Origin of the sequence: Hydrogenophaga sp. 2FB, assembly GCF_005503365.1 — a bacterium.
Taxonomy (GTDB): Bacteria; Pseudomonadota; Gammaproteobacteria; order Burkholderiales; family Burkholderiaceae_C; genus Hydrogenophaga.
Genome location: NZ_SCML01000004.1, coordinates 37,809 through 63,679 on the forward strand (window position 1 = coordinate 37,809; position 25,871 = coordinate 63,679).

21 protein-coding genes and 5 pseudogenes are annotated in these 25,871 nt (G+C 62.9%); 6 read left to right on the forward strand and 20 right to left on the reverse strand.

All coding sequences use genetic code 11. From position 1 onward, the window contains the following. Positions 1 to 17: 17 nt before the first annotated feature. A pseudogene (locus FFS09_RS03440) lies at positions 18 to 1,120 on the reverse strand (IS110 family RNA-guided transposase). Between the two features lie 198 nt (positions 1,121 to 1,318). Between FFS09_RS03440 and FFS09_RS31380 the strand changes: the two are divergent. Both FFS09_RS31380 and FFS09_RS03455 read left to right on the forward strand, forming a co-directional pair. Continuing rightward, a complete protein-coding gene (locus tag FFS09_RS31380; protein ID WP_289509287.1) occupies positions 1,319 to 1,441 on the forward strand; it encodes a hypothetical protein in 123 nt (40 codons plus the stop codon). A gap of 120 nt (positions 1,442 to 1,561) precedes the next feature. Further along, a pseudogene (locus FFS09_RS03455) lies at positions 1,562 to 2,085 on the forward strand (IS91 family transposase); the annotation flags it as partial. On the opposite strand, the pseudogene FFS09_RS03460 reads toward FFS09_RS03455, so the two are convergent. The 15 genes and pseudogenes from FFS09_RS03460 to FFS09_RS03525 form a co-directional block, all read right to left on the reverse strand. Beyond that, positions 2,042 to 2,973 (reverse strand): annotated as a pseudogene (locus FFS09_RS03460) (IS481 family transposase); the annotation flags it as partial. The pseudogenes FFS09_RS03455 and FFS09_RS03460 sit on opposite strands and share 44 nt — an antisense overlap. A gap of 82 nt (positions 2,974 to 3,055) precedes the next feature. Next, positions 3,056 to 3,419: pseudogene (locus FFS09_RS03465) on the reverse strand (IS110 family transposase); the annotation flags it as partial. Between the two features lie 361 nt (positions 3,420 to 3,780). Then, on the reverse strand, positions 3,781 to 4,623 hold the full coding sequence (gene nadC / locus FFS09_RS03470) for a carboxylating nicotinate-nucleotide diphosphorylase (RefSeq protein ID WP_252374214.1): 843 nt from the start codon (positions 4,621 to 4,623) through the stop codon (positions 3,781 to 3,783). 44 nt (positions 4,624 to 4,667) lie between these two features. Beyond that, complete coding sequence (locus FFS09_RS03475) at positions 4,668 to 5,120, reverse strand: bacteriohemerythrin (protein WP_137917469.1); 453 nt, start codon at positions 5,118 to 5,120, stop codon at positions 4,668 to 4,670. 16 nt (positions 5,121 to 5,136) lie between these two features. Next, positions 5,137 to 5,889, reverse strand: a complete 753-nt coding sequence (locus FFS09_RS03480) for a sulfite exporter TauE/SafE family protein (RefSeq protein ID WP_137917470.1) — start codon at positions 5,887 to 5,889, stop codon at positions 5,137 to 5,139. 38 nt (positions 5,890 to 5,927) lie between these two features. Further along, positions 5,928 to 6,917, reverse strand: a complete 990-nt coding sequence (locus FFS09_RS03485) for an ABC transporter substrate-binding protein (protein ID WP_137917471.1) — start codon at positions 6,915 to 6,917, stop codon at positions 5,928 to 5,930. Positions 6,918 to 6,946: 29 nt separating this feature from the next. Continuing rightward, positions 6,947 to 7,951, reverse strand: a complete 1,005-nt coding sequence (locus tag FFS09_RS03490) for a PDR/VanB family oxidoreductase (RefSeq protein WP_212745045.1) — start codon at positions 7,949 to 7,951, stop codon at positions 6,947 to 6,949. Then, positions 7,948 to 9,117, reverse strand: coding sequence for a Gfo/Idh/MocA family protein (locus tag FFS09_RS03495; protein WP_137917472.1), 1,170 nt, complete (start codon positions 9,115 to 9,117; stop codon positions 7,948 to 7,950). The genes FFS09_RS03490 and FFS09_RS03495 overlap by 4 nt, the downstream gene beginning before the upstream one ends. Beyond that, positions 9,117 to 9,653, reverse strand: coding sequence for a MarR family winged helix-turn-helix transcriptional regulator (locus FFS09_RS03500; protein ID WP_137917473.1), 537 nt, complete (start codon positions 9,651 to 9,653; stop codon positions 9,117 to 9,119). The genes FFS09_RS03495 and FFS09_RS03500 overlap by 1 nt, the downstream gene beginning before the upstream one ends. 39 nt (positions 9,654 to 9,692) lie before the next feature. Beyond that, positions 9,693 to 10,244, reverse strand: coding sequence for an ABC transporter ATP-binding protein (locus FFS09_RS31655; protein ID WP_502703715.1), 552 nt, complete (start codon positions 10,242 to 10,244; stop codon positions 9,693 to 9,695). Between the two features lie 17 nt (positions 10,245 to 10,261). Continuing rightward, positions 10,262 to 10,790, reverse strand: a pseudogene (locus FFS09_RS31660) (ABC transporter ATP-binding protein); the annotation flags it as partial. Between the two features lie 22 nt (positions 10,791 to 10,812). Further along, positions 10,813 to 12,570: an ABC transporter permease gene (locus FFS09_RS03510; RefSeq protein WP_252374215.1), complete on the reverse strand. Its 1,758-nt coding sequence runs from the start codon at positions 12,568 to 12,570 to the stop codon at positions 10,813 to 10,815. A gap of 8 nt (positions 12,571 to 12,578) precedes the next feature. Then, on the reverse strand, positions 12,579 to 13,625 hold the full coding sequence (locus tag FFS09_RS03515) for an ABC transporter substrate-binding protein (protein WP_137917475.1): 1,047 nt from the start codon (positions 13,623 to 13,625) through the stop codon (positions 12,579 to 12,581). A 149-nt stretch (positions 13,626 to 13,774) separates the two neighbouring features. Continuing rightward, positions 13,775 to 14,506 (reverse strand): class II aldolase/adducin family protein, encoded by a 732-nt coding sequence (locus tag FFS09_RS03520; protein ID WP_137917476.1) that lies wholly within the window; start codon positions 14,504 to 14,506, stop codon positions 13,775 to 13,777. Next, positions 14,499 to 15,788 carry an aromatic ring-hydroxylating oxygenase subunit alpha gene (locus FFS09_RS03525; protein WP_137917478.1) on the reverse strand — a complete coding sequence of 430 codons (1,290 nt, stop codon included), beginning with the start codon at positions 15,786 to 15,788 and terminating at the stop codon, positions 14,499 to 14,501. Before FFS09_RS03525 ends, FFS09_RS03520 begins: the two co-directional genes overlap by 8 nt. 270 nt (positions 15,789 to 16,058) lie before the next feature. Here FFS09_RS03525 and FFS09_RS03530 point away from each other — a divergent pair, with 270 nt between their 5' ends. From FFS09_RS03530 to FFS09_RS03545, 4 genes are all read left to right on the forward strand, one after another. Further along, positions 16,059 to 17,039, forward strand: a complete 981-nt coding sequence (locus FFS09_RS03530; protein ID WP_137917479.1) for a porin — start codon at positions 16,059 to 16,061, stop codon at positions 17,037 to 17,039. Positions 17,040 to 17,307: 268 nt separating this feature from the next. Beyond that, positions 17,308 to 17,805, forward strand: coding sequence for an IS66 family transposase (locus FFS09_RS31490; protein ID WP_354595863.1), 498 nt, complete (start codon positions 17,308 to 17,310; stop codon positions 17,803 to 17,805). Positions 17,806 to 18,572: 767 nt separating this feature from the next. Further along, complete coding sequence (locus tag FFS09_RS03540; RefSeq protein ID WP_137917480.1) at positions 18,573 to 19,697, forward strand: tyrosine-type recombinase/integrase; 1,125 nt, start codon at positions 18,573 to 18,575, stop codon at positions 19,695 to 19,697. A gap of 287 nt (positions 19,698 to 19,984) precedes the next feature. Beyond that, the gene (locus FFS09_RS03545) at positions 19,985 to 21,358 is read left to right on the forward strand and encodes a tyrosine-type recombinase/integrase (RefSeq protein WP_137917481.1); all 1,374 of its coding nucleotides are present in this window, start codon (positions 19,985 to 19,987) and stop codon (positions 21,356 to 21,358) included. A gap of 28 nt (positions 21,359 to 21,386) precedes the next feature. Here the strand turns inward: FFS09_RS03545 and FFS09_RS03550 are convergent, their stop codons facing one another. The 4 genes from FFS09_RS03550 to FFS09_RS03565 form a co-directional block, all read right to left on the reverse strand. Beyond that, positions 21,387 to 21,794, reverse strand: coding sequence for a hypothetical protein (locus FFS09_RS03550; RefSeq protein ID WP_212745046.1), 408 nt, complete (start codon positions 21,792 to 21,794; stop codon positions 21,387 to 21,389). Next, positions 21,776 to 22,885, reverse strand: coding sequence for a hypothetical protein (locus tag FFS09_RS03555; RefSeq protein WP_137917482.1), 1,110 nt, complete (start codon positions 22,883 to 22,885; stop codon positions 21,776 to 21,778). The genes FFS09_RS03550 and FFS09_RS03555 overlap by 19 nt, the downstream gene beginning before the upstream one ends. A gap of 173 nt (positions 22,886 to 23,058) precedes the next feature. Continuing rightward, entirely contained in the window at positions 23,059 to 23,793 is a 735-nt protein-coding gene (locus FFS09_RS30540; protein WP_171019851.1) for a hypothetical protein, read from the reverse strand. Between the two features lie 20 nt (positions 23,794 to 23,813). After that, positions 23,814 to 25,868, reverse strand: a complete 2,055-nt coding sequence (locus tag FFS09_RS03565) for a hypothetical protein (RefSeq protein ID WP_137917484.1) — start codon at positions 25,866 to 25,868, stop codon at positions 23,814 to 23,816. Between the last annotated feature and the right edge of the window lie 3 nt (positions 25,869 to 25,871).

Below are 25,871 nucleotides of genomic sequence, written 5' to 3' on the forward strand. Positions count from 1 at the left end.
CGCGATTGCGGTGCCACTCAGGTCGTACAAGTGGTGCCGAACGAGGCAGTAGCGCGATGGAACTCAGACTGCTTGGCCTGCGGCTTGACGCTGACGTGGTTGGGATCGAAGCCTTCTTCTCGGGTCATCACAGCCCACAGGATGCGGGCGTTTTTGTTGGCCATGGCTACGCACGCCTTCTGCCAACCCACGCGCGCGGTCAATTGCGCTAACCATCGCGAGTTTGGGTCGTCCCGCTTTTCGGCGGTCATCACAGCTGCCTTGGCCCCCTGGATCAGCACTGTGCGTAAGTAGTCGTCGTCGCGCTTTGTTATGCGTCCGAGACGTATCTTGCCGCCGCTTGTGTCCTGGCGCGGCACGATGCCAAGCCAGGCGCCGCACTGATGGCCACTCTTGAACTGCTTGAAGTCACCGACGCCCGCAGTGAACGCTGATGCGCAGAGTTCACCGATTCCGATGATCTTTGCCGCGCGCTTGGCCGCCGAACTGGAGCGCACGTGCTGTCCAATCTGCCTGTCGCACCAGCGCATGTGCTCGTCGAGCTCCCGCCAATGCTCAAACGCACGCTGCATGACCAGACGTGCAGTCGGACTAAGTTCGTTGCTCGCGTCCTCGATCACATCGCTCAGCACAGATCGCAACACCTTTGGGCTCTTCCCAAACGCCAGGCCAAACTCCGTGAGCACCCCACGGATCTGGTTGATGCAAGCAGTGCGCTCTTCCTTCAAGCTTTCTCGCACACGGTGCAGGCTCATCACGCCTTGTTGCTCGCAAGTCTTGATCGGAACGAAACGCATGCTCGGGCGCGACGCTGCCTCACAGATCGCTGCAGCGTCGGTGGCGTCATACTTGCCGCTCGGGCCTTCCATACGGTAGGGGGTGACGAAGTTTCATCCAGTCCCAACGCGCGCAGTTTTCGACCCCAGTAGTGCGCGCTTGAGCACGCCTCCATCGCAATCAGGCAACCTACAGGCAACTGCGTGCACCAGGCGAAGAACTGTTCGCGCTTGAACGCTCGCGCCACCACGCGTCGGCCCGATGCGTCGACAGCGTGAACCTGAATGACTTGTTTGGCAAGGTCGACACCTACCCGCACTATTGGTACTCGTGGTTCGTTCATGGAGTTCTCCTGGTTCGATTTCCGATTGATGATCACAAGCGCTAATCGTGGCGCTTCAGCACCGCCAATGGAAGGAGGGAGAGTCCCTTCGTATTCTCGCGGTAGTCTCCGAGCCGGGATGGGTGGTTGACGGCAATGGTGCACGCGCCGATGTTGTGAGCCGAGGCGATTGGCCTCGATCACGACAGGAGCACCATCATGAATGCACCCCATCCGACGGTCTCACCGTTGCGCCAGCGCATGCTCGAGGACATGCGGATGCGCAAGCTGGCCCCCAAGACGCAGACCGCCTACATCCGAGCGGTGTGGACATCCGGGTGATCCAGGTTCTGCTGGGGCACAAGAAGCTGGAGACGACAGCCATGTACGCACAGGTGGCCACCGGCGTCCTGCGCGAGGTGGTCAGCCCGCTGGAGCAGCTCAGCACCGCGTAGGCCCACCATGGGCACCGCTGCCCTGGAGGTGGCGGACATCTTTCGCACCCACGGGCCGGCCTGGCGGCAAGCCCAGCTCTCCCACCTGAGCCTGGGTCAGCTCAAGGTCATGACAGCCATCGAGCAGTGCCGCAGCGCGGCACTGGGAGGACATGTGCTGCGCTGTGAAGACTGCCAGCGCCAGCAGATTGCCTACAACTCGTGTCGCAACCGCCATTGCCCCAAGTGCCAGTCCAGGGCTGCACAGCGCTGGCTGGATGCGCGCCAGACCGACCTGCTTCCCGTGGACTACTTCCACGTGGTCTTCACGCTGCCCGCACCCATCAGCGAGATCGCGTACTGGAACAAGGCCGTCGTCTACGGCCTGCTGTTCGAGGTGGCGGCACAGACGCTGCGCACCATCGCCGCCGATCCCGGCACCTGGGTGCGCAGATCGGTGCCACCCTGGTGCTGCACACCTGGGGGTCAGTTCAAACACGGGGCGGTTCAAGAGGTTGTTCATGGCCGGGATGCGGCTCATGGGAGGCCTGTGGTTCAGAGCGGAGTGTGGCCGATGCCAGTTGTAGCGGTGCAGGAAGGGCTGCAAGGTGGCCTCGCGCTGCGCTGAACTCTCGTAGGGTTGGGCATAGGCCCACTCGCGCAGGCTGGTCTGCACAAACCGCTCGGCCTTGCCATTGGTCTTGGGTGTGTAGGGCCGGGTCCTGATGTGGCGGATACCCAGCTCCTGGCAGGCGGCTTCGAAGAGCTTCTTGTAGCCCGCGCCGTTGTCCGTCATCACCCGCTCAATGCGCACGCCCAAGCCCGCGTAGTGGGTCACCGCCTGGCGCAGGAACGACACGCAACTGGCGGCCGTCTCGTCGGGCAACACTTGAGCGAAGGACACCCTTGAGTGGTCGTCGATGGCCAGGTGCACCGCGTCCCAGCCTATGCCCCTGTTGCGGTTGAGTGTGCGGTCGCCGGTGATGCGGTGGCCCACTCCCCGGATGCGTCCGAGCTTCTTGATGTCGATGTGCAGCAGCTGCCCGGGTTCTGGCGCTCGTAACGCACCACGGCCACGGGAGCCTGCAGCGCACTCAGACGCGAGAGCCCGACGCGCTTCATGCAGCGACTCAGGGTGGCCAGGCTGCGCCCGCTCTGTTGCGCAATGCGCCACAGCGGCCAGCGCTGGCGGCGCAACCGCTCGAAGTGCTCGCGCTGCTCGGCGCTGGTGGCCTGCGGACATCGTTTGGGCCGCGAGCTTCTGTCGGCCAGACCGTTCATGCCTTCGGCTCGGTAGCGCGCCAGCCACTTGTAGGTGGTGCGTTCGCTCACCCCTGCGGCCTGGCTGGCCTCCCCCACCTTCCAGCCTTGCTCCAGCACACGCTGGCACAAAAGGGCTCGACCGCAAGCGGTCAATCTTGCATGCTTATGTCTGTTCATCCGTTCTCCTGATTCGGTTGGCTGTTGGCGTGGTACCCACAGCTTCCCAAATCCGGGAAGGATGATCAACCTACTGAAACATCACAGATAGGACTGCTTGTTGCTCCACGTTCTTAACCGGGACGAAGCGCATGTTCGACCGCCCGACCGCTTCGCAGATGGCTTCTGCTTCGGCCGCATCGTTCTTGTTTGTCTTGACGTAAGGCTTGACGAACTGCGGAGCCATCAGCCGCACCTTGTGGCGCATGCTCTGCAGCTTGCGAGCCCCGTGGTGCGCGCTGCCGCAAGCCTCCATGCCGATCAGGCAAGGCGGCAGGTTGACGAAGAATGCGGCCATCTGGTCGCGCCGCAGCTGCTTCTTCAACACCGCCTTGCCATGCATCGTCGATGCCGTGGACCTGGAACACGTTCTTGGCAATGACAATGCCAACAATCGTAATCTTCATGGTGTACGCCCCTTTCGGTTCAGGTGGTTGGTGACACTTCCACTGTGGCATGCGAATGCCGATACGGGTCGGGGCGTCCATCCCATTGCTTACGGTTTTTCAACAGCCTGCTAACGCGCCGGGACCGTCACACAGCAGGTCCAGGCATCGGCTTTATCGCGCTCCGGCTTCTGCTAACGCTTCGTTCGCACCGTGGGCATGCCGCCGATGGATACCTGCTGGCGCGGCACATGGCCCTGGACAAGACCCCGCTGTACCACCACGAGCTGGCCATCGCCGAGGACTCCGAGCACGTGGGCTATGACTCGGCGAGCACCTTCAGCACCGCGTTGAGCCGCCACGTGGGCCAGGCGCCGGGCCGCTACGCGAGAAAACGCATTGAGAAGTCGGCGGCGGTCACGTCCTTGACCAGGGCGCCCACCGAGATCCGGTCCACGCCGGTCTCGGCATAGGCCCGGATGTTCTCCAGGTTCACCCCACCCGAGACCTCCAGGCTGCAGCAGCCACCGGCCATGGTAACCGCGGCGCGGATGGTATCCGGCGCCATGTTGTCCAGCAACACCATCGTCACCCCGATGGCGAGCGCTTCCTCCAGCTGGGCCAGGGTCTCCACTTCCACCTGGATGAAGGTCGCCTGCGGCGCCATCGCCGTGGCCGACTGGAACGCCGCCGTGAGGCCGCCGGCCGCGCTGATGTGGTTCTCCTTGATCAGCACCGCATCGAAGAGCCCCATCCGGTGGTTGTGCCCGCCACCGCAGCGCACCGCGTATTTCTCGGCCTGCCGCAGCCCCGGGATGGTCTTGCGGGTGTCCAGAACCCGCGCGGCCGTGCCCTTCACGCGTTCGACGAACACCGCCGTTTTGGTCGAGATGCCGCTGAGGAACTGGAGGAAATTCAGGCAGGTGCGTTCGGCGGTGAGCAGCTCGCGCGCGCCGGCATGGACTTCGAAGATGCGTTGCCCAGGTTCGCAGCGCGCCCCGTCGGGCACCAGCCAGTGCACCTGCGCATCCGGGACCGCCTGCCGCAGGGTTTCCATGACCCAGGGCTGGCCACAGATCACCGCGGACTGCCGGCAGATCACCACGGCGTGCGAGCGTGTGGCGGACGGCACGATCAGCGCGGACAGGTCGCCGTCGCCCACGTCTTCGGCCAGGGTGCGCTGCACGTCGGCTTCGATCTGGCTGGCGGGAATGTTCACGTCCATCGTCGGTTCCATAAAAAAAAGAAAAGGGCCGGGCGCGCCGCTGCCTAGGAACGGCGCCGCAGGACCACGGGCTTGCCGCCCAGCTTGGCCTTGCACATCCAGTGCGCCAGGGCGGAGTCGAGGTGGGTGGCGTGACCCGGGAACCAGTGCTCCAGCGCATCGGCAAAACGCCGGCAGGGTTCCACCTCGCCCTGCAGCAGCAGGGACCGCACCTCCGCCGCCGACCGCAGCACGGCTGCGTGCTCGTCCACGTGGCATTGGCGCGGTGGAAATGCACTCTCCTCCATCCAGCGGTCCTCTTCGCCGAAATGCGCTTCCAGGTGTTCGAGCATCGCGTCGAGCGCGATCGGCAACACCTCGTCGGGCGCGCGCTGCAGCTCGTCCAGACGGGCCACGAACTCCTCGTGCCGGTGGTCCAGCGGCCCGTAACCGAGCAGCCATTCGTCGCTCCAGACCAGGGGGCCTTCCGCGGCCGTGGGGATGGGAATGTGTTCCATGTGGGTATGTGTCGGTCTACTTGAACAGCAGCACCAGCGCCAGCACCGTCAGAAAGCCCAGCAGCAGCAGCCGGAACAGCTTCTCGCTGAGCCGGGAGCGGATCTTCTTGCCCAGCATCAGGCCCAGCAGCATGGGGAGGACGGTGGCGCAGGACACCGCCAGTTCGAAGGCACCGAAGCGGCCGAACCAGATCATGGCCGCATACATGAAGACCGAACCGAAGAGGTAGATGACGCTGATGCTGCCGATGAACTCCTCGCGCTTGAGGTTCAGGGCCATCAGGTAGGTGATGAGGACCGGGCTGGTGAGTGACGACACGCCGCCCATCACACCCGCCGTCACGCCCGCCAGCATGCTGGCCGCGGTCTCGTGGCGCGGCGCAATCCGCACGTTGGGCCGCGTGGCCATCAGCAGCACCGAGACCAGAATCGCGCAGGCGAACATCACGTTCATCTGCTCGGCCGACAGACTGGAGGTCAGGCGCACCGTGAGCACGACCGACACCAGCTGCGACACGATCAGCCAGCGGAAGCGCTTCACGCTGTAGAGCGGTGACCCGCGCTCCACCGTCTGAACCACGTTGGACCACAGCACCGGCACCACCATCAGGCCGATGGCCTGGGATGGTGGCACGAAGAGGGTCAACATGGGCACGGCCAGCATGCCCATGCCCACACCCATCGCGCCTTTGACGATCCCCGCCGACATGACGATGAGCGCCCCCGCCAAAATGAAAACCAGCCACGCGGCGGGCTGGAATTCACTCATCCGATGGACCACGGCGGGCGACAACTGCGCGGCGAGGGTCAGATGCTGTAGGTCTCATAGGTCGAGGGGTGGAACAGCTCGGCCAGCTCCACCTTGCGGGCCGAGAGGCCCTGCGCGTGGTGGTGGTGCAGGAAGGCCTCGATGGTCTTGCGGTTGCGGTCCACGCCGTACGACCAGAAGTCGTCGCCCAGCAGCTCGCGCGCGGCTTTGAGCTGCTCCTCCACGAAGGGCAGCGTGACCTTGGTGGCCGAGGTGTCCGCCAGCAGCTCCAGCGCCTTCGCCTTGGATTCGCTGAAGGCCTTCAGCAGCGCGGCGGGCAGCCAGGGGTGCTGCTGCACCAGCTCCTTGCGCACGCCGACCACGTGCATGATCGGGAAGATGCCGGTGCGGGCGTAGTAGTCCTTGGCGGTCGCGGTGGGGTCGTCGAACAGCCACCCCACGTCGGGGTTGTGCAGGGCCGCACCGCTCGGCGGGCGCGGCGCGATGAAGGCGTCGATCTCGCCCTGGTCGAGCAGGTCGGAGATGGTGCGGCCTTCCGGTGCGCTGGTCACATCGACACCGGGCGGCAGGTTGAGCTTGATCTTCTCCGGACGCCCCGGCGTGTCGATACCGCCGCGCACCCACTTCACGTCTTCCGGCCGGATGCCGTAGTCGTCCTGCAGGATCGAGCGCGCCCAGACGATGGCCGTGAGCTGGTATTCCGGAATCCCGATGCGGCATCCCTTCAGGTCCTCGGGGCGCTTGATACGGTCCTTGCGCACGTAGATCGAGGTGTGCCGGAAGGCGCGCGAGAGAAAGACCGGGATGGCCACGTAGGGGCTGTCGCCGGCCGAGTGCTTGACGAGGTAGCTGGAGAAGGACAGCTCCGTCACGTCGAAGTCGCGGTTGCGCATGGCGCGGAAGAACATCTCCTCCGGGCTGAGCAGCATGTAGACCGGGTCGCAACCATCGATCTGGACGCGGCCGTCGAACAAGGCGCGGTTGCGATCGTAGTCGCCCATGGAGACGGAGATTTGCAGTTTGGACATGGTGTTTTCCAGAGAAAAAGAAGACGGATTCAGATGTCGATCTCGAGCACGGAGCTTTTCGCGCGGGAGACGCAGATCATGATTTCGCTGTCGTGCTGGTCTTCGTCGAGCACGTAGTCGCGGTGGTCGGCCACACCGGCCAGGAGCCGGGTGCGGCACGAACCGCAAGTGCCGCTCTCGCACGAGCTGGGCACCAGCACGCGCGCCTCGCGCAACACGTCCAGGATGGTTTTGCCGCAGGGCACGTCCAGCAACTGGCCGGTCTTGCTGACCCGGACCTTGAACGGGATGTCGGTGTGTCCCTCAGCGACCTCGCTGGTGCCGAAGTCCTCGAAATGGACCGTGCCACTCGGCCGGCCCCGGGCCAGCTCCTTCACCGCGTCCATCAGGCGCCGCGGGCCGCAGCAGTAGATGTGCGCGTCTGCGGGACAGGCCTGCATCTCGGCCGCGAGATCGAACCGGCGGGCGGGGTCCGCGTGGTTGTGGTGGACGGTCGAGTGCGCGATCAGGTCGGGCGCCTGCAGCTCTTCGCGGAAGGCCGCCGACTCGGGCATCTGCGTCAGATAAAGGACGCGGAAAGCCGCGCCTTGCCGCTGCAGCGCGCGCGCCATGGACAGGATGGGCGTGATGCCGATGCCGCCGGCGATCAGCCAATACGACGGTGCGCCCGGCAGCAGCGGGAAGTAGTTCGAGGGCGGCGAGACCGACACCGGGTCTCCCGTCTGGACCTGGTCCACAAGGCTGCGCGAGCCACCGAGGCCGTTCTCCTCGCGCTTGACCGCGATGCGGTAGACCGCCGTCTCGTCCGGCCGGTTGCAGACCGAGTAGCGCCGCGTCAGACCATTGGGGGTCAGCAGGGTGATGTGCGAACCGGGCTCGGCGGGCGGCAGCGCGCCACCGCCGCTGCGCGCCAGCTCGAACAGGTGCACATCGCTGGCGATGCATTGTTTGTTCACCACCTCCAGGCTCATCCAGCCGCTCTTGGCCGTGGACGGGTCTGGCGCAGCGACGACAGCCAATTCTTCAGTGCTCATACAGCAACCGCTCTCTGTTCTTTCAATTCCACCTCGGCGGACCGCTCGGAAGACGCGATGGCCGCCAGACACACCTCCAGGTTGGCCATGCCCCACTGGCCGTCGTGCACCGCCGCCGAGCGGCCGCGGATGGCATCGCCGAGCTCGTCGAGCACGAGGTCGCGCGGGGTCCTGTCGGTGGGGAAGGTGATCTCCTCCACACCGTCCCGGTCGTACACATACAGCCCCTTGGGCGACTGCCGGATGTCCCCGCGCTCGCAGCTCACCAGCGTGATGCCGAAGAACGGGTGGAAAGGCGCCTGGTCCGGAATCACTTTGCCGGCGCGCGCCTGCTTGGCCTGGATCTCGGCGGCCGCGTCGCGCCCGCCTTCGCCGCGACGCTTGACGCTCCAGCCCTGCTCGGGGGCGGGGAAGCCCCATTCCGACAGGCCGTCGAGGATCTCGGTGGTCTGGAAGCCGCCGTAGCCGTTGTAGACCGCGGTGGCCACCGCGCCGTTTTCGAAATCGAGGTAGACGCAGTGCGCGCCGATGGAGCGCCGCTCGCGATCCAGATCGAACGCGCGGGCCCGCACGCGGCGCACCTGGCCGCCACACAGCAGCCGCAGCACGTCGAACTGGTGCGAGCCCTGGCGGAAGGTGACGCCACCGCCCAGGCGGATGTCCAGCTCGTCGGGGCGGCGCGGCCGGTAGATCCAGTCGGTGAAGCACCAGTTGTGGGCCATCCTCACGGCCCCCAGCCGGCCCGACGCGATCACCTCGGCCATCTTGCGGATCGGCAGGTCGTAGCTGTGCGAATGACCGACCAGCAGCGTCACCCCGCGGTCGCGCGCGGCGTGCACCATCACACGCGCATCCTCCAGCGTGATGGCCATGGGCTTTTCGACCAGCACGTGCAGCCCGGCGTCGATGGCCTCCAGCGCCTGCGCGGTGTGGTATTCCGTGGGCGATGCGATGCACACCGCATCCAGGCGCGGGCCCGATGCGAGCAACTGCGCCAGCGTCGCGTGGCCCGGCACGCCGTGCTGCGCCTCGGCCGCCGAACGCGCGTCGTCGTTCGGTTCGACGAAGGCCGCGAGCTCGAATTCCGGGTGTTTGCGGATGGCAGGGACGAAGGCCAACCCGGCATTGCCCATTCCGAGCATGCCGATGCTAAGGGGGGTGGACATCACGGCTCCTCGTTCAGGCCCACGCCTTCGTCGCCATTGCCATCCGGCTGCCGGGCCGCGTCCCGGGTCAGGTTGTCGATGATGGCCAGCAGGGTGCGGCGCGTGGTGGCCAGGTCTTCGCCCGACACGCCCTGCGAGGCGATGGCGTTGACCTCTTCCGCGCAGATGACGATGGCGGAGCGCAGCGCCACGCCCTTGGGCGTGAGGAACACGCGGATGTTCTTCTTGTTGCCCGGCACCTTCTGGCGGAAGACATAGCCCTGCGCCTCCATGCCCTTCAGCGCGGTGATGGTCGAGGGCTCCGTCACGCCGGCCTGCTCGCTGAGCTGGCGCTGCGTCAGGCCGTCGCCGCGCCACAGGATGCGCAGAAGGGTCCAGTGCCCATAGAGCACGTCGTGCTGCTTGAGCCGGCGCGACAGGCTGCCGGAGGTGCAGCGGAACGCGGTCTTGATCAAGTGCGTCACGCGCTCGTCGTTGAGCACGCCGCGCCAGTCGGCGGAGATGGTTTCTTTTTCCCTGTTTTCCTGTTGAGACATGGTGGTCCAGTTGCTGTGTCGTTGTCTGCGTAAAGGGCTTCAATCCGGGCTGATGCAGATGCACTTCTCGGGGTTGATCCTGACATGAAGCGGTTCGCCCACCATGGTCTTGAGCGAAGGGTGTACGCGCGCCATCAGGGAACGATCACCGACCTTGACCTGGAAGTCGATGAATTCACCCAGGAAGACCTTGGCATCGACCGTGGCCGCCAGCACGTTCTCGCCGACCGGGGCAATCTCGCTCAACTCCATATCTTCGGGCCGCACCGAGAGCAGCACCTGGGCACCGACGGCGACCTTTTCGTAGGCGGTGACGCGCAGCACGCCGATGCTGGTCCGCACGTCGCACAGGCTCTCGCCCACCCAGGCCAGGACTTCGCCTTCGATGAAGTTGGTCAAGCCCACGAAATCGGCCACGAAGCGGTTGGCCGGGCGCTCGTAGATGTCGCGCGGCGAACCGATCTGGCGGATGCGGCCCTCGCTCATCACCGCGATCTCGTGCGACAGCGCCAGGGCCTCGCTCTGGTCGTGGGTGACGTAGATGGTGGTCAGGCCCAGGTCGCGCTGCAGGCGCTTGAGCTCGAAGCGCATCCGCTCGCGCAGCTTGGCGTCCAGGTTGGACAGGGGCTCGTCCAGCAGCAGCAACTCGGGCTCCATGGCCAGCGCGCGGGCCAGCGCCAGGCGCTGCTGTTGGCCACCGGAGAGCATGGTCGCTTCGCGGTCCGCGAAGTCCTCCAGGCCCACCACCGTGAGGACCCGCATGACCTTGTCTTCGATCTCGCGGCGGCTGAGCTTCTTCGAGCCCACCTGCAGGGGAAAGGCCGCGTTTTGGAACACGTTCATGTGGGGCCAGATCGCATACGACTGGAACACCATGCCGAAATTCCGCTTGTTGGGGGCGATGAAGACGCCCGTGCTCGAGCAGTAGACCGGCTGGCTATTGACCGTGATCTTGCCCGACACGGGCTTCTCCAGCCCCGCCACCGAACGCATGGTGGTGGTCTTGCCGCAGCCGCTGGGACCGAGCAGGGTGAACAGCTTGCCGCGGGGCACCTCGATCGAGATGTCCTGCGCCGCCTTCACGATGCGCCCGTGGCTGTCCTTGTATTGCGTGTTGAGGTTGCTTACGCGCAGCATGTTGTCTCCAGATTCTTGAACATCAGATTTCCTTCACGCCGAACCGGCGTCCCACGTACTGGGCCAGCACGACCAGCATCAGCAGGGCCAGGATGAACAACACCCCCAGCGCGGACAGCTCCACGAACTGCCCGTTCTCCCACAACTCCCAGATCACGATGGCGATCACTTCGTTGCCCGGGCTGTACAGCAGGATGGACGCCGACAGCTCGCGGATCGAGACGATGAAGACGTAGATCCAGCCGGCCATCAGACCCGGCTTGAGCAGGGGCAGCAGGATGCGGCGGAACATCGTGCCCCAGCTCGCCCCGCTCATCTGGGCCGACTCTTCCAGCTCCTTGTGGATCTGCAGCATCGACGTGCTGTTGTAGCGCATGCCGTAGGGCATGAAGCGCGTCACGTAGACGATCAGCATGATCCACAGCGTGCCGTACACGCCGATGTTGAAGTGCAGGTAGAAGACCATCACCGCCAGGCCCAGCACCAGGCCGGGAAAGACCAGCGGCAGCGAGGCCACGTTGTCCAGCAGCCAGCGACCGGGCATTTTGGTCTTGATCACGATCCAGCAGACCACGGAAGTCAGCAGCATCACGATGGTGGCGCTGCCGAAGGCCAGCACCAGACTGTTCCACACCGAGGTGCCGATGGTGGGGTGGTTCCAGAGGAAGCGGTAGGCATCCAGGCCCACGTTGCGCGCGGCTTCCATGGACGGCACGGCGTAGTAGCTCTGCAGGGACGACCACAGCAGCACGAGGAACGGCAGCAGCACGATCAGGGCGAAATAGAAGATGAACACCGCAGCCGTCACGTAGCGCCATGCGCCGAGGTCGACCACGCGCGGCCGGAAACCCTTGCCCGTGACGGTGGCGTACTTGCTGCCCTTGCCCGTGAGTCGGGACTGCAAGTAGATGCCCGCGGTGGTGATGATCAGCAGCGTGGTTCCGTACGAGGAAGCGAGTCCGACCTGACTAGGGTACTGGTGCACGGCCTGGTAGATCGCGGAGGTCAGCACCTGGGTGCCCACCGGAATGCCCAGCAGCGCTGGTACCTCGAACGCCTCGATGGCGCGCACGAACAGGATCAGCATCGACGCGAAGATGGCCGGCCAGGTCAGCTTGAGCGTGACACGCCAGAAAATCTGGCCGATGCTCGCGCCGCTCATCAGCGCCGACTCCTCGAGCGAGGGGTCCATAGAACGGAAGGCCGCCGTCATCATCAGGAAGGCCATGGGCGAGTAGTGCAGGCCCTCCACCCAGATCATTCCCCACATCGAGTACACGTTGACGAACACGTGGTCGGTGCCGAACCAGCTCTGCAGCAGCATGTTGATCAGGCCGATCTTCGGGCTGCCCAGCAGGATCCAGGAGATCGTGAACATGATGCCGGGAATGATCAAGGGAATGATCGACAGCGCGAAGAACAGCCGTTTGAAGGGCGTGTTGGTGCGCTCGTTCATCCAGGCCAGCATGCCGCCCACCCCGAACGCGAACACCGCCGTGCCGCTGGCGAACAGCAAGGAGTTGCCCATCAGGTGCAGGGTCTCGGTGGAGCCATACGCCTTGGCGTAGTTCTCCAGCGTGAAGCGCGTGGCTTCACCGGCGGCTTCGGGCGTGAAGAAGCTCTGCCAGATCAGGAAGCCCAGCGGCATCAAGGCCAGGTAGGCCACCGCCAGCAGGCAGGCCCCGATGACCAGCCACTGCATGCTCAGGGCCCCGGCCAGCCTCTTCCAGGGGCTCACCCTGCCCAGACTGGCGATGGGGACGTTCAGCGAGGTGCTCATGTCGGGCGTCACTTGGCTTTCTTGACGATCATCTCGTCAAAGGTGGTCAGCCAGGCGTTCTGCATGTCGATGGCCTTGGCCGGGTCGATGTAGCGCAGGGCGTCGTCGCGCAGCACATGCGGCAGCTTCTTGTGCGTCGTCACGTAGCTGGACTCCTGCAGGATGCGCTGCCCCTCTTCGCTGATGATGAAGTCGTAGAACAGGAGGGCCGAGGCCGGGTTCGGCGACTTCTTCATCAAGGCGACCGTGCTGGGCTGGGCGATCGCGGGCTTCAAGGTGAAGCCCTTGATGGGTGCGCCCTTGGCCTTGAGCTGCTCCGGGTTCCAGTTGTAGACCGTCAGCGCCAGCGGCACTTCGCCGGAGGCGACCATGGTGGTCAGCAGCGAGTGGCCCTTGCGCGCGGAGATGCCGTTGGTGGCGACGATGTTCTTGAAGATCTCGCGCCCGCGCTCCTCGCCCATCTCCAGCAGCAGGGTGCCGAACCAGCCGTGGTTGTTGGCCTCAATGCCCAGGCGGCCCTTCCACTTCGGGTCCTGCAGGTCTTCGTAGCTCTTGGGCAGCTCGGCTTCCGTGATGCGGTTGGTGTTGTAGGCGGCGGTCCAGACATCGAGGGTGACGCCAACCCATTCACCGTGCGCCGGCGTCGCCTGCGGGATCAGGTCCGCGGCAAAGGGCGATCGCACGGCCTGCAGCAGCTTCTCGCGATGCGCGGCCTCGTTCTCGGGTGCGTTGTTCTGGACGATGTCCACCTCGAAGCGGTTGCCACGCGACTCCGTGATCATGCGCTGGAGGATCGCTTCGGAGCCCGCGCGCCAGGCGCGGGTCTTGATGCCGTACTTCTTGGTGTAGGCCGTCATCACATTGGTGAGCGCGGGGTACGAGTGGTACACCGTGATCCCGTTTTCCTTCTTGGCGGCCTCCACCAGGCGCGCCTGCCGGTCGGCCCCCTGGTACAGGGCCAGTTCGCTCACCGCGCCCTGGGCGTGGGCCACAGCGCCATGGGCACCGAGCACCACGATGGCGCTCGCGACCAGTTTCATCAGAACCTTATTCATTGCTATGTCTCCTTCATCATGGGTTCAAGGCGGTGCTCGCGTCGCCCTCGACGTCGACACCCCGGATGGTTTCTGCTCCCCTTGGGTGTCACGGAACACCGGAGAAGTTCTCTCGACCCTGCTGCGGGGCTCGGAACACGCGGAAAAGGTCAGGCCTTGTTGCGGGTTGCGCGCCGCTGCAGGTATTCAAAATTGATGGTGTATTGCTCCGTTTTGGTGATGGTGTCGTGCAGGCGCTCGATGCACGCCTGGTCGAACTCGGCCCCGGCGGCCCCCGCCGCGTCGGCCAGCAACTGGATCTCGCAGGCGTTTTCCAGCAGGATCGCCAGAATGGTCGATTCCTCGACGCTCGCGCCCACGACCGCCACGCCATGATTCCGCATCAGCACGGCCTTGTGGGGCCCAAGGGCTTTGGCCACGCCCGCGCCCATTTCGCGCGTGCGGATCAGCTCGATGGTCTCGGTGAACACCGGCAGGCCGTCGACGAATGCCACGCTGGGCTGGCTGATGGGCCGCATCGGCCGTCCGGTGGCCGAGAAGGCCACCGCATGGGTGGGGTGCGTGTGGATCACGCTCATGACATCGGGGCGCGCCTTGTAGATCTCGGAGTGGATGTACACCTCGCTGTGCTTGCGCCCGCCACCACCGATCTTCTCGCCATCGAGGTTGCAGATCACGATGTTCTCGGGGGTGATCTCGTCGAAGCCGAAACTGTGCGGCTTCATGTAGAAGTGGGTGGGGTCGCCCGGGACGCGCACCGACACGTGGCCCCGCGTGAGGTCGCCCTGGCCCGCCGCCTCGAGGATGAGCCCCGAGTCGATCAGCACCTGCCGGGCGTCCTTCGCGCCGAGGCGCCCTCGGGTCTCGGCCAGGTTAGACATGTTGCGCCTCCACTGCGGCTTCGGCGGCCTGCCGGCTCTCGGGGCTCTCGAATACGTTAACCAGGTCCTGCGCGATGGGCGAGTACTTGGCATGCGTGCGCAGCATGAAGCTGGCGAAGCCATCGCTGTTGTGGTGCTTCTTCTTCTCGTTCGGCAGGTCGATGCGGGCGTTGCGCACGGCATCGCGCACGATGCCGATGGGATCCTGGCCCTGCTCCATCTTCTTGATCTCGCGGCGCAGCACACGGCGGTAGGTGGCGATGCCCTTGTCCGACGCGCCCAGGTTCTCCATGGTGCGGTCGGCGATGGCACCCTGGGTGATCCAGGCCATCATGTCCTGGCCATCCACGTTGTCCACGATGAACTCGCCGCTGTCGTCCTTGAACGGTACGCTGTAGGTGTGCACCTTGTCCAGCAGGCGCTGCGGAACGCAGACGCCCGCGGGTGGAACGTAGGCGTTGTACCAGAGGTGCAGGGTGTTCTCGTCGTCCATCGGAACGCGGATCTGGAACGAGTAGTAGCGCGACTTCTCGTCGCCATTGCCCACCGCCAGCATGTTGGGAAACACCACGGGGTGGCCGATGCGCCAGTCATCGCCGTCCTCCGAGTGGCCTTCCAGCAGGCGGTGCTTGGTGATGCCGAACTCGAACTCGCGGAAGTCGATCTTCACGTGGTGAGCGCTGATCGCGACCTTGACGCCTTCCTGCTCTTTCAGAAACTCGTAGTGGTGTCCGTGCAGCCACTCGGTGTGGATCGGATCGAGCGAGTTCTCCATCACCTGCAGCCAGTTCACCGGCAGCTCCGTGCGGCCCAGCATGCGAATCGTGCCTTCCGCGATGAAGCCGTCGAAGCGCGGCAGCAGCGGCGCGGGCTTGGGGCCGAGGTAGGCGAACACCAGCCCGCCCAGTTCCTGCACCGGATAGGCGTCGATCGACATCTTTTCGCGAAACGCGCAGTTGTCGACCTCGTTCGGCTGCTCGATGCACTTGCCCGCGACATCGAACTGCCAGCCGTGGTACGGGCAGCGGATGCCGTCGGCCGTGGGAATGCCGTGCAGGAACGAGGCGCGGCGGTGCGGGCAACGCTCCGCGATCAGGCCCAGTTCGCCCTGGCGGTTGCGGAACAGCACCAGGCGCTCACCCAGCAGCTTGACCGGACGCGTCCACTTGCCCTCCATGTCGGCCACCGCGCAAATCGGGTGCCAGTACCGGCGCATCAGCTCGCCCATCGGGGTGCCCCGCCCCACCTGGGTCAAGAGTTGGTTGCCTTCAGCCGTTTCCATCACTCATCTCCTGTAAAAAGTTGCATCGGATATCAGAAAATACTTAGCTATCAATTTTTTGATGATTCGCAGTGTACAGGCGACAAACACCTTGAATCAACTAGTAAATCGGCAAGATATTTAGGGGTTTTCCCTGATGATTTTAGATACACCCGGTATTTTTACTTAGATAGAAACTTTTCTAACCTGCCTACAATCCGCCGGCCTTTTGCATGGTGCAAAGGGCGCGAGCCCTGACGGGCTCCGACCAACCACTAGGAGATATTCCTCATGAAAAAGAGCTTTATGGCTCTGGCCGTCCTGGCCTGCACCGGCGGCGCCATGGCGCAATCGAACGTCACCCTCTATGGCCGCATCGACGCTTCCCTGGGCTCCACGAAGTTCAACGGCGTCAGCACCACCCAGCTCTACAGCGGCAACCTGTCCGCCAGCCGCTGGGGCATGCGCGGCAGCGAAGACCTGGGCGGTGGGCTCAAGGCCATCTTCCAGCTCGAGACCGGCATCAACGCCGACGAGGGCACGGGCCCCTCGGGCTTCTCCCGCCAGTCCTGGGTCGGCCTGAGCGGCGGCTTCGGCACGGTACGCATGGGCAAGGCCGACAGCATCTACAAGGACATCAACGACCTGGGCAACACCTACAACATCTCGCCAGACTCGCTGTTCAACTCTGCCGCGGAGGCCTACCGCGCCGGCCTGGCCACTTTCGTCAACCGCCCGAACAACCAGATCCGCTACGACTCGCCCGACTTCGGCGGTTTCACCGCGGGCCTGACCTATGCACTGGACGAGGACGTGGCGGGCACACCGCAGGTGACCGCGATCGCCGCGCGCTACCGCGTGGGCAAGCTGGACGTGGGCTTCGGCTACCAGAATGAGGACCAGTTGCTGCGGGCCAACGACCGCAAGCACAGGGCCGTCGCTGCCACCTACAACTTCGGCCCGGCGCGCGTCTCGACGCACTACCAGAACGTCAAGGCCGGCGACAACCGCAAGGACAATGAAGTGGCGCTGGGCGTCGGCGTGCCACTCGGCAACTGGGACCTAACCGCCGGCTATTCACGCAGCAAGGCCGAGAACGCCGCGGGCGCCACGGCCGGCAAAGGCACGGCCTTCGCACTGGCGGCCACCTACGCCCTGTCCAAGCGCACCCGCCTCTATGGCGGCTACCTGGACGGCGAGATTGAAAACGCTGCTGGCGTGACCACCCGCGACTACCGCCTGTACGCCGTGGGTATCCGCCACGATTTCTGAAGCGGCCCAAGGCCTTCCCGCATCCAAGGTTGAAGCCTGCCGGCTCTTTCGAGTCGGCAGGCTTTTTTCGCCGGCGCTCCCAACGGAGAATGGATATACATGGGTTCAAGGCCGGTGGAAGTGGTGCGATCCCACACACCTTTTTTATAAGATCGAAGGCCATGGACATTCGCATTCTGCATGGCACTCATGCGGCGAAGATCGCAAAGTCTTTCCTGAATACGCAGGTCATGGAGAACAGCGAAGATCGAAGTAGGCGATGGCTCAGATGCCCACAGCCGAAGAATTTGCAGCCCTGCAAAAGGCGCTGGCCCAAGCCACTCAGACCAGCGAATCGCTAGCTGGCGAACTGCGCATCACGCGCGCCGAGCGCGACCTGCTCGAGGAGCCGTTGAACAAGTTCAAGCGCCAGTTGTTCGCGGCCAAGAGCGAGGCCAGCGCCGACCACCAGAAGGACATGTTCTTCAACGAGGCCGAGGCGCTCGGCTCGGCGGCCCATCCGGCCCAGCAAGAATCCGAGGCCGACGACAACGCAATCGAGGTGCCCGCCCACAAACGAACCAAGCGCGGGCGCAACCCATCCAGCGCGGATCGTCGTTTTGAGTATTGCGGACGGCACTCCTCAGATGACTCACGCCAGCCGTTTCATGGCAAAACACGTCCTGTCGCTTGCCTGGGCCACACGCAGTGGCGTTGTCGCCGAAACCATGAGACGCGGGCCAGCGTGAAACGCGATGGACAGTTGGGGCAGGCGTGCGAGCACTGACAAGCTCCAGCGCGCAGGACTGGTCGTGATCGATTGACCAGGTTCGGTCAGCACAATACATTTCTAGTCACCGTACGACAGTACGTGAAGGCACATGCCTTCCTTCAACTTGAGTTCACTGATTTTTATGAGTGAACTCCGCCCAGATCAGCGTTGTGACAAGTCTCGAATGAAAAGACTGGTCATGGTCGGCTGGTTGATTCTGATCTGACCCAGATGCCCGGGTCGGCGCACGCAAGTGCGTGAAGGCGAAATCCTTCAATCACCGCGAGCTAGCAGCCATTCACGCGCCAGCTTCGCACCGGCCGCCTTCTGCGTAGGCCACACAGGTATTTTCCGTTCCGCTCTTCGCAAAGCGGGCTCTTCATTTTTTTCCTTTTCATCAATTGGGCAAGTTGTCTGTGCCCAGGCTCGGCTTTGCCTCACTGGGGCGCTTGCGTACTGCCGTGCTCTTGACAAGTGACTGACCTATGCAATCTTGATCAGAGAGAACTACACATGAAAGAAAAACCACGGCCCGACTTAGACGATGAGCTCCCTAGGTATTGCATGAACCGCCAACACGCCATTCAAGCACTTTGCGTCAAGCCAAACTACTTCGACACGCACATCAGGCCGCGCCTGAGAACAACAAAGCAAGGCACTTCTCTCCTGTTCCTTTGCGAAGAAGTGAAGGCGATCGCATACGAAATGTTCAATGCACCCGGCACTGAGATCGCTCGCGCCGACGACATGCAGACAAAACCAGAAAAAACGAGTGCAACACCATGGGAAAAAAATCAACCGGCATCTACAAACGGCAAAACGGCAGCTGGGTCGTCGATAAGTTCGTCGAAGGAGTTCGGGTTTACCAAAGCTTTGGATCGTATGAAGACGCAGAAGCGTGGCTCACCCGGGAACTAGAGGCACTACGGCAGACGCGCGTCCATGGTGTCACCCCCCAGATTACCTTTGACCAAGCTGCTGGGCGCTTCATTGAAGAGAATGCGCATATGGCGTCAGTGGAGTCATCTGGCTATCACCTGAAGGCCGTGATGCCCTACATTGGCGACCTTCTGCTTGAGCAAGTTCATTCAGGAACACTGCAGCCTTTCATTGATGCTCGACGCAAGGCAAAGATCTCACACAAATCGATCAATTTGAGCCTGGGCGCGGTGCGTCGAGTCCTCAATCTGGCAGCGGGAACTTGGCGCGATCCCGAGTCGGGCAAACCTTGGCTGGTCTCTGCCCCCCTGATCACCATGTTGCCTTTGACAGGTCATCAGCGTCCTCCACGGCCGATCACTTGGGACGAGCAGGCGCTTTTGCTGAAGGAGTTGCCGAAGCATCTTCACGACATGGCGCTGTTTACTCTGCACAGTGGCGTGCGAGATGATGTGGTTTGCAATCTCCAATGGGCTTGGGAGATCCCAGTGCCGGAGCTCAACATCTCTGTTTTCGAGACCCCGCCAGAAAACGTCAAGGGGCGCCGCACTTCAAAGCTGGTGGTGTGCAACAGCATTTCCCAGGCCGTGATTGAGGAAGCGCGGGGGCACCACCCGACCCACGTTTTCGCGATGTCTTGGCGCCACCGTGAACTTGGACCAATCAAGGCCATGAACAACAGCGCGTGGCAAGCAGCGCGCTCAAGGGCGGGTCTGGGCGATCTGCATGTCCACGACCTTCGCCATACGGTGGGCATGCGACTGCGTGAGGCTGGCGTCAGTGAGTCGACCCGGCGGGACGTCCTGTGGCACAGCAATCGCTCCGTCACGGACCACTACTCCATGGCCCAGATCCGAGAGATTCACGAAGCTCTGGAGAAGATCACAAAGCCGACCAACGGCTGGAACAAGAGCCTCCAGGCGCTGAAAGCGGAGCATGCGCTGCGGAAAGCCGGCACACGGACTTGAGCCTCGGATGCTGATGATCAATTCCGAGTCCCGCAAAAGTCCCGCAGCAAAGAAAAACGGGCTAGCTCTTTTGGAGCTAACCCGTTGTTCTAGAACGATGTTCTGGTGCGGCTGGCAGGAATTGAACCCACGACCCCTTGGTTCGTAGAGAAAGGGCCAGCCATATTCGGAAGTTTCCGATTCGTTTCTTCGGAGCATTTTCCCTCTGTAGTTTGCACTTCGGTCATTTCGGAATCTTTCGTGAGTTCGCGGTATGCTGTTACCCCAACGTTACCCCGGGGAACACCATGGCTGAGAAACTGGACTTCACCATTCGTGCCATTGAGGCGCTGCCGACCCCCTCAGAGGGCCGCAACGAGTACAAAGACGCGCGGGTGCCGGGCCTGTACTTGAGGGTAACAAATCGCGGCGTGAAGACATTCTCGTGCGTTGGGCGCGCCAAAGGGTCAAGCAAGGTAGAGCGGGTCACTCTGGGCAAGTTTCCCGCCGTTAAACCCGAACAGGCTCGCACGAGAGCGCTGGAGATTGCCGGCCAGCAAGCTGGTGGCGTTAGCCCCGCGAGCTCAGCGCGAGAACGCCGGGGAGAGATGACCGTAAACGACCTCTATACCGAGTATCTGAAGCACGCCAAATTGAGGGTCCGCGCGGCAGAGAACATTGAAATCGTGCATCGCATCTATATCGCCCCTCAGTTCGGCAACCGTCGTCTATCGGAGGTGACCGGAAGAGACGTAGCAAAGTGGCACCAAGGCTTGCCCGAGCTTATTCTTCGCAGGCGCCAGGAGGCTGCGGACGAACGCGAGGCGCTCAAAGAACAAGCTCGGGAAGAGATTGCCGCTCGCCAGGCCAAGAGGCGGCACGGCCCGCTCCCGAAGCCCAAAGCATCTGAAAATCTGTCCACCGTGAAGGTTACTGGCCACGTCACGGCCAATCGTGCGATGGACCAACTGAGAGCCATGTACAACTGGGCAGCAAAGCCTGTTCGGGCCTATTTCACCGGCACAAACCCGGCGTCCGGTCACACCCGCTTTGCGCAAAAGTCTCGTGAGCGCTTCTTGCTCCCCAACGAGCTTGCGCCCTTCTTCAAAGCGCTGACTGAGGAGCCCAACGAGGCGGCGCGAGACGCCATCCTCACCAAGCTCCTCACCGGCGTCAGGCGAGAGAACGTCCACTCCATGCAATGGGCAGAGTTGGACTTGAACAGCGCCGAGTGGCATATCCCCAAGACGAAAAATGGCACGCCACAGACGGTGCCACTCGGGCCGGAGGTCGTCGTTCTCTTGAAAGAGCGGGAGCAAATGGCCAAGGAGGGTTGCGCGTTTGTCTTCCCCGCAGAGCGGAAGAGCAAGACCGGACACATCGGCAATTTGAAGTCGGTGTGGGCAAGGGTTCTCAAAGCCTCGGGCCTGCGCAACATCCGGCAGCATGACCTGCGTAGAACACTCGGAAGCTGGCAGGCAAGGACTGGAGCAAGCATGGTAATCATCGGGAAGACCCTGAACCACAAGCATCCGGGTTCGACCGCTGTCTACGCCCGCCTCGATACCGACCCAGTGCGTGATTCGGTAGGCCGCGCCGTAGCGGCAATGTATGAAGCTGCAGGCCTCAAGACACCCGCAGAAATCATCCAGATGTCCCCTAACAGGGCAGCTTCGCGCTGAGAACTGCTCAGCGCGTCTTCCCCGCCGACTAGGAGGGGAAGTAGGTCCAGCCGCGAAGCCTGGCTTTCTCCGCCAGTACCTGCGCTTTGGCTTTCAGCTTTGCCGAAGTCATGGGCTCCGTAAAGTCGATGACGACATGCTCGGGGAAGGGCTCAGGGTCTGGGCGTGATGGCAAGCCCACCAATGACACCTCCGCAGGTGTCACGCTTACAGTGCCACACGCCGCAAGCTTTAGCACGGTGGTGTAGTGGGCGAAACTGGGCTCTGGAGCAATCATCGCACCGTCGTACACGGACAGCAGACCTTCATCTTTGGGTGTGGGTCGGAAAGCCTGGCTCGTGACCCTTCCCTCTTGAACCCAAGAAGGATGAACTTGACGGTGGAACAATTGGTCGTCGCCTGCCATGCTGTGCAACTTCAGTTTTTCTTGTTGCACTCAAGCACTGCAGAGTTCAAATCAAGCCATCCTACGGGCTCGCCCAAGTCGAGCTCCAGCTCGTGCAGGACCTCACCGTTCTCTGTGAGCACCGAAAGAAACTCCCCTCGCTGAGTCTCAAGGTCCAGCTCGAAAGTGGCGGAGCACGAGCCAAAACTCCACTCCAACTGCACGCCTCCGTGTGGGGTTGGATATACGTATGGGAGCGGCGAGTCTTCAGGCCACAAGGCGGCCCATGCTCTCGAAAGCCAATCGAGTCCGGCCGAAAGTGGGCGGACTCCCTCGCCGTCCAGCCAGCCATCCCGCAACAAACCGATGCTCTCCAGCCGAGCTGGAACATCGAGCGGGTCAAGTGGCTCAATCCGAGTCACTTGCTCAATTCGTTTGCGATTGTCCAAGTGGTCGCGAACCACTGCACCCTCGACCATGACGAGGGACTCACCAAAGACCTGCAGCGCGCCTAGCGCGGCATCGCGCAGCTCGTCGCTAAATTGCCCGATTACCCTCTCTCCATCGACGAGCTTGAGGGTGAACGTCTTGTTCTCAAGGTTCAACTCAGACATCGACCCTCGAACAGACTCTTCAGTCCTGTACACCGCCGCCGACTTCAAGACGAGAATTTTCCGCACCTTGTTGTCATAAACGACTGTGTCATTCGCTGCCTCGCGCGAGAACTCAACCCTCTCGTCGTCCCGCAGCGAACGACCAAACTGGTCGAAATACGCAAGCAACGCCTTCGGCAGAAGGTCATCAATTGGTTGGCCCCGATTCGCAGCGTCGATAGTTGCAAGCACGCGGTCGCGGGCCTTTTCAAACCACGGGGCGAACTGGTCGGGGATGAGGGTTGGATGAGAGTATTCCAAGACCGCGACCGCGCTTCCGTCTTCAACCCGAGTGAGGTGTAGCTCAAAGCTCTGAGCGAAGCCACGGGGAGTCCGCTTTCGCTTCGGGTACTCCTCCAGGTAGAGCCAACGCGCAGCCTGCACCACCAGACCCTCGAACGCCGCCCAGTCCTTCAGGACTTCCACAGGTATCGTGTGGCCGTCGAACCGTTTGCCGACGAGGCGAGGTTTAAGGAACTCTGTTTTCACGGAGTGAGGGGTTTGAAACGGCCTGCTGCTGTGGGTATTACCGCCTATCGTAGCATTCAGCTCAGCAGGAGTGCTGTCTTCACCTTGCGTCACTTAGGCGCCCTCGCTGCTCCCTCATCGCACTGGCCAGGTCTCGTAACACCAGCCTAGTGCCACCCTTCCAGCCGTTGCGGCTAACCCTGGCCTTGCCGTCGGGGGTCCTTGGACCTGTGGACTGCTCCCACGGCTTCCAACTCTTGATGGCCACGCGTTGCCGCTCCCGTTGTTCCGACGTCCAAAGTCGTGCCGCCATTCAGCGTTCCTTCTAAAAGTTTGGTTGGCTGGTTTTCGATTTCTCCGCACGCCTGCGCGGGTGCATGTGCGCGCGTATTGGTCTCGAAATGCGTGGGCACCCCGTTATTCACCTGCTGCGGACCATTGGAGATGTTTGCCTGGCGAGCGAACACCACGGGAGGGTTCTTGATGGCGGCGAGCGTTTCGAGCGTGGCACGGCATTGGCCTTGAGCCTTCAGTGCAAGGCGCATGTACCGCTCCATGGCCTCCATGTGCTCCCCCACGTTCATGGCGGACCTTCGGGCCAACTCGGCGAAGATTGAGTTGAGAGACACCGCCTGAGCATTGAGCATCTGCTCCGCGCCCTTCAAGTCTCCGTTGTTCACTGCGGTCCCGCTCTCCTTCAGGCTGGCGACCATGTCTGTGAGAGACAACTCGCTCAGCTCCCAACGTGAGAACGTCGTCACCAAACTGGCGTTGGTGACCAGTCCTTGTGTGGCCATGTCAGCGTTAGCCCGGTCCAGCGTTACTCCTTTTGGCATCACCATCGTCAGGAGCCTGCTCTTAGGCGTTTCCGGTTTTGCCGCCACCGCCGGGGTGGTTGTCGAGACTTGCTTGGATTTGGTGGCTTTCATGGATTGCGCAATGCTCCTCTTCATTGACCCAGCAGTCCGCCGATGGGCTTGTCGCTCCCGAGGAGCCCTGCACCTAGCCCGTACAGCGCGCCAGACCGCTCCGCACGCGATGCGCGCTCCTCATTCAACCGCCCCAGCAGACCGCGAAGCGATTGCAGGTTGGCGGCCCCTTCCTGGCCTTGGGACATCAGGATGCGCCCCATGCTGTCGCGCACAGCCTCAGGGGTCTTGACCCTGTTCCAAAGGTTTGCAGCGCCCGTCAGCATTCCAGGAGCGTTGCCATGCGCCGCACTGGTCGCAAAAGTGGCGGTGTCGAGCAGCGGCGCAACATCAAGGTCTCCAGCGCCGTACATGCGCGATGCGGTTTGAGAGCCACGACCGACGCCCTCCAGGCCCTTGAGGCGGGCTTCCTTGGCCACTGCCGCCGAGAACTCGCGGAAGTCCTTCCCGAAGATGGCTTTCAAGCGGTCGCGAGTGGATGGCTCCATCCACATCTTCAGCAGGGAAGTCTGTCCGGACTGGGTGCCCGATTTCTCGCGCAGGGCCTGCAGGGCACCCACGCGAAACGCCTCGGCCTCCGACTGGCTCATGGAGCGCACAGCAGAAGACACATCAAACGTGTCGGCCTTCATGGCGGTCCTGCCCATCTCGGCCGCTTCAATCAACTGGGATGGCCCGGCGTAAGCGTCCCGAGCGAGTTTGTAGACCGACTGTCCATCCACCTGGGGCGCGATGCTGTCAAGCTTGCCGGTGAGCTGAACGCGCGCGTCATCAATGGCGCGGGCCATCTTGTTGTTCCCTTGACGCTTTGCGTTTTCAGCCGCGTCATAGAGAGACTGTTTGAGCGTGTCGAGCATGGCAAAGGGGACGGTGTCCCCCTTCTTCAGTCCGCCCAGGGGAAGGTCTTCGCCGGTCTGCAGGCGATAGAGCTTCTGAGCCTCCCCATGAATGCCCATGGTCTTACCAAGCAACGACATGACATCGTCATCTACCTGCGCAGTGAGTCCTTCGAGCTGACTGTAGTACGGCGCTGCAGCTTGCCGGCGTGCGCTGTCCAATGCCTCGATGGTCTGCTGAAAGCCCGCGCCTCGCGTGCCCAACGCATCATCAGCAGCCCCCACCAAGCGTCCGGCCCTACCGGACTGACGGTCTCGAATGAGCGTCTGCGCCCGGTCCTTGGTTCTGCCTGGCAAGGTAGCGAGCGTGTCGAGAAGCTGCCGCGTGTTCTCTCCACCCGCATCTGCGACGGTGCTTTCCGGCCCGAGCTTGCGAAAACGTGCGTCCACTTGACCAATCGGATTGATTGCACCCGACTCCACCACCGAACCACGACCATCTCTCACCAGCGACTGCGCCACTTTCTGCTGTGCGTAGGTATTGGCCGAGCCGTCCGAGACCCTCTGCGCCACGTTGCGGCCTACCGCACCCACACCCATCTGCACGGGCTGAAGAGCGCCTGCCGTCACCGCACCGGTTGCAGCGCCCTTCGCGGCATCACCCAGCACGCCAGAAAAATTCTCAGCCGTCGAGTCCCCTGCTCCGCTCACAGCACCATATCCACCGCCCGACGTGGCTGCGCGGACAGTATTGGCCCCAACGCCGGTCAGCTTCGTGGCTGGGTTCAACCAGGCCGCTGCTCGTGGCGAGACCATCGCAATTGAACGGTTGACCCCCGCACCCAAGGGGTTCAACACCAGCGTTGGAGCTGCACCCATGAACTGCGTGGCTACGGACCCAATCGGGAACTCCTCCCGGTACTGGTCCTGCACGCCGCGCATGTAGTCCCGAGTGTCCCGATAGTTCTCCTTAAACGGCTTATCGCCCGTGAGCGTCTTGTAGGCTCCACCGACAGCGCCAGCCAGTTCATCACCAAATCCGAACGTCGGCCCTTGGAGGACATTCGACAGACCTCGAACGACAGGATTGCCCTCTTGGCGACCGCTGTGATAGCTCTCGGTCTTGCTCTCACCCATCTGCGCCTGAGCGAAGGCGAGTACTTCAGCTTCACTCGCAGCATCGGGAGCTTCTACCTCGAACACCGCACCGTCAGGACCGGAAATCTCGTACTTGGCCATGGC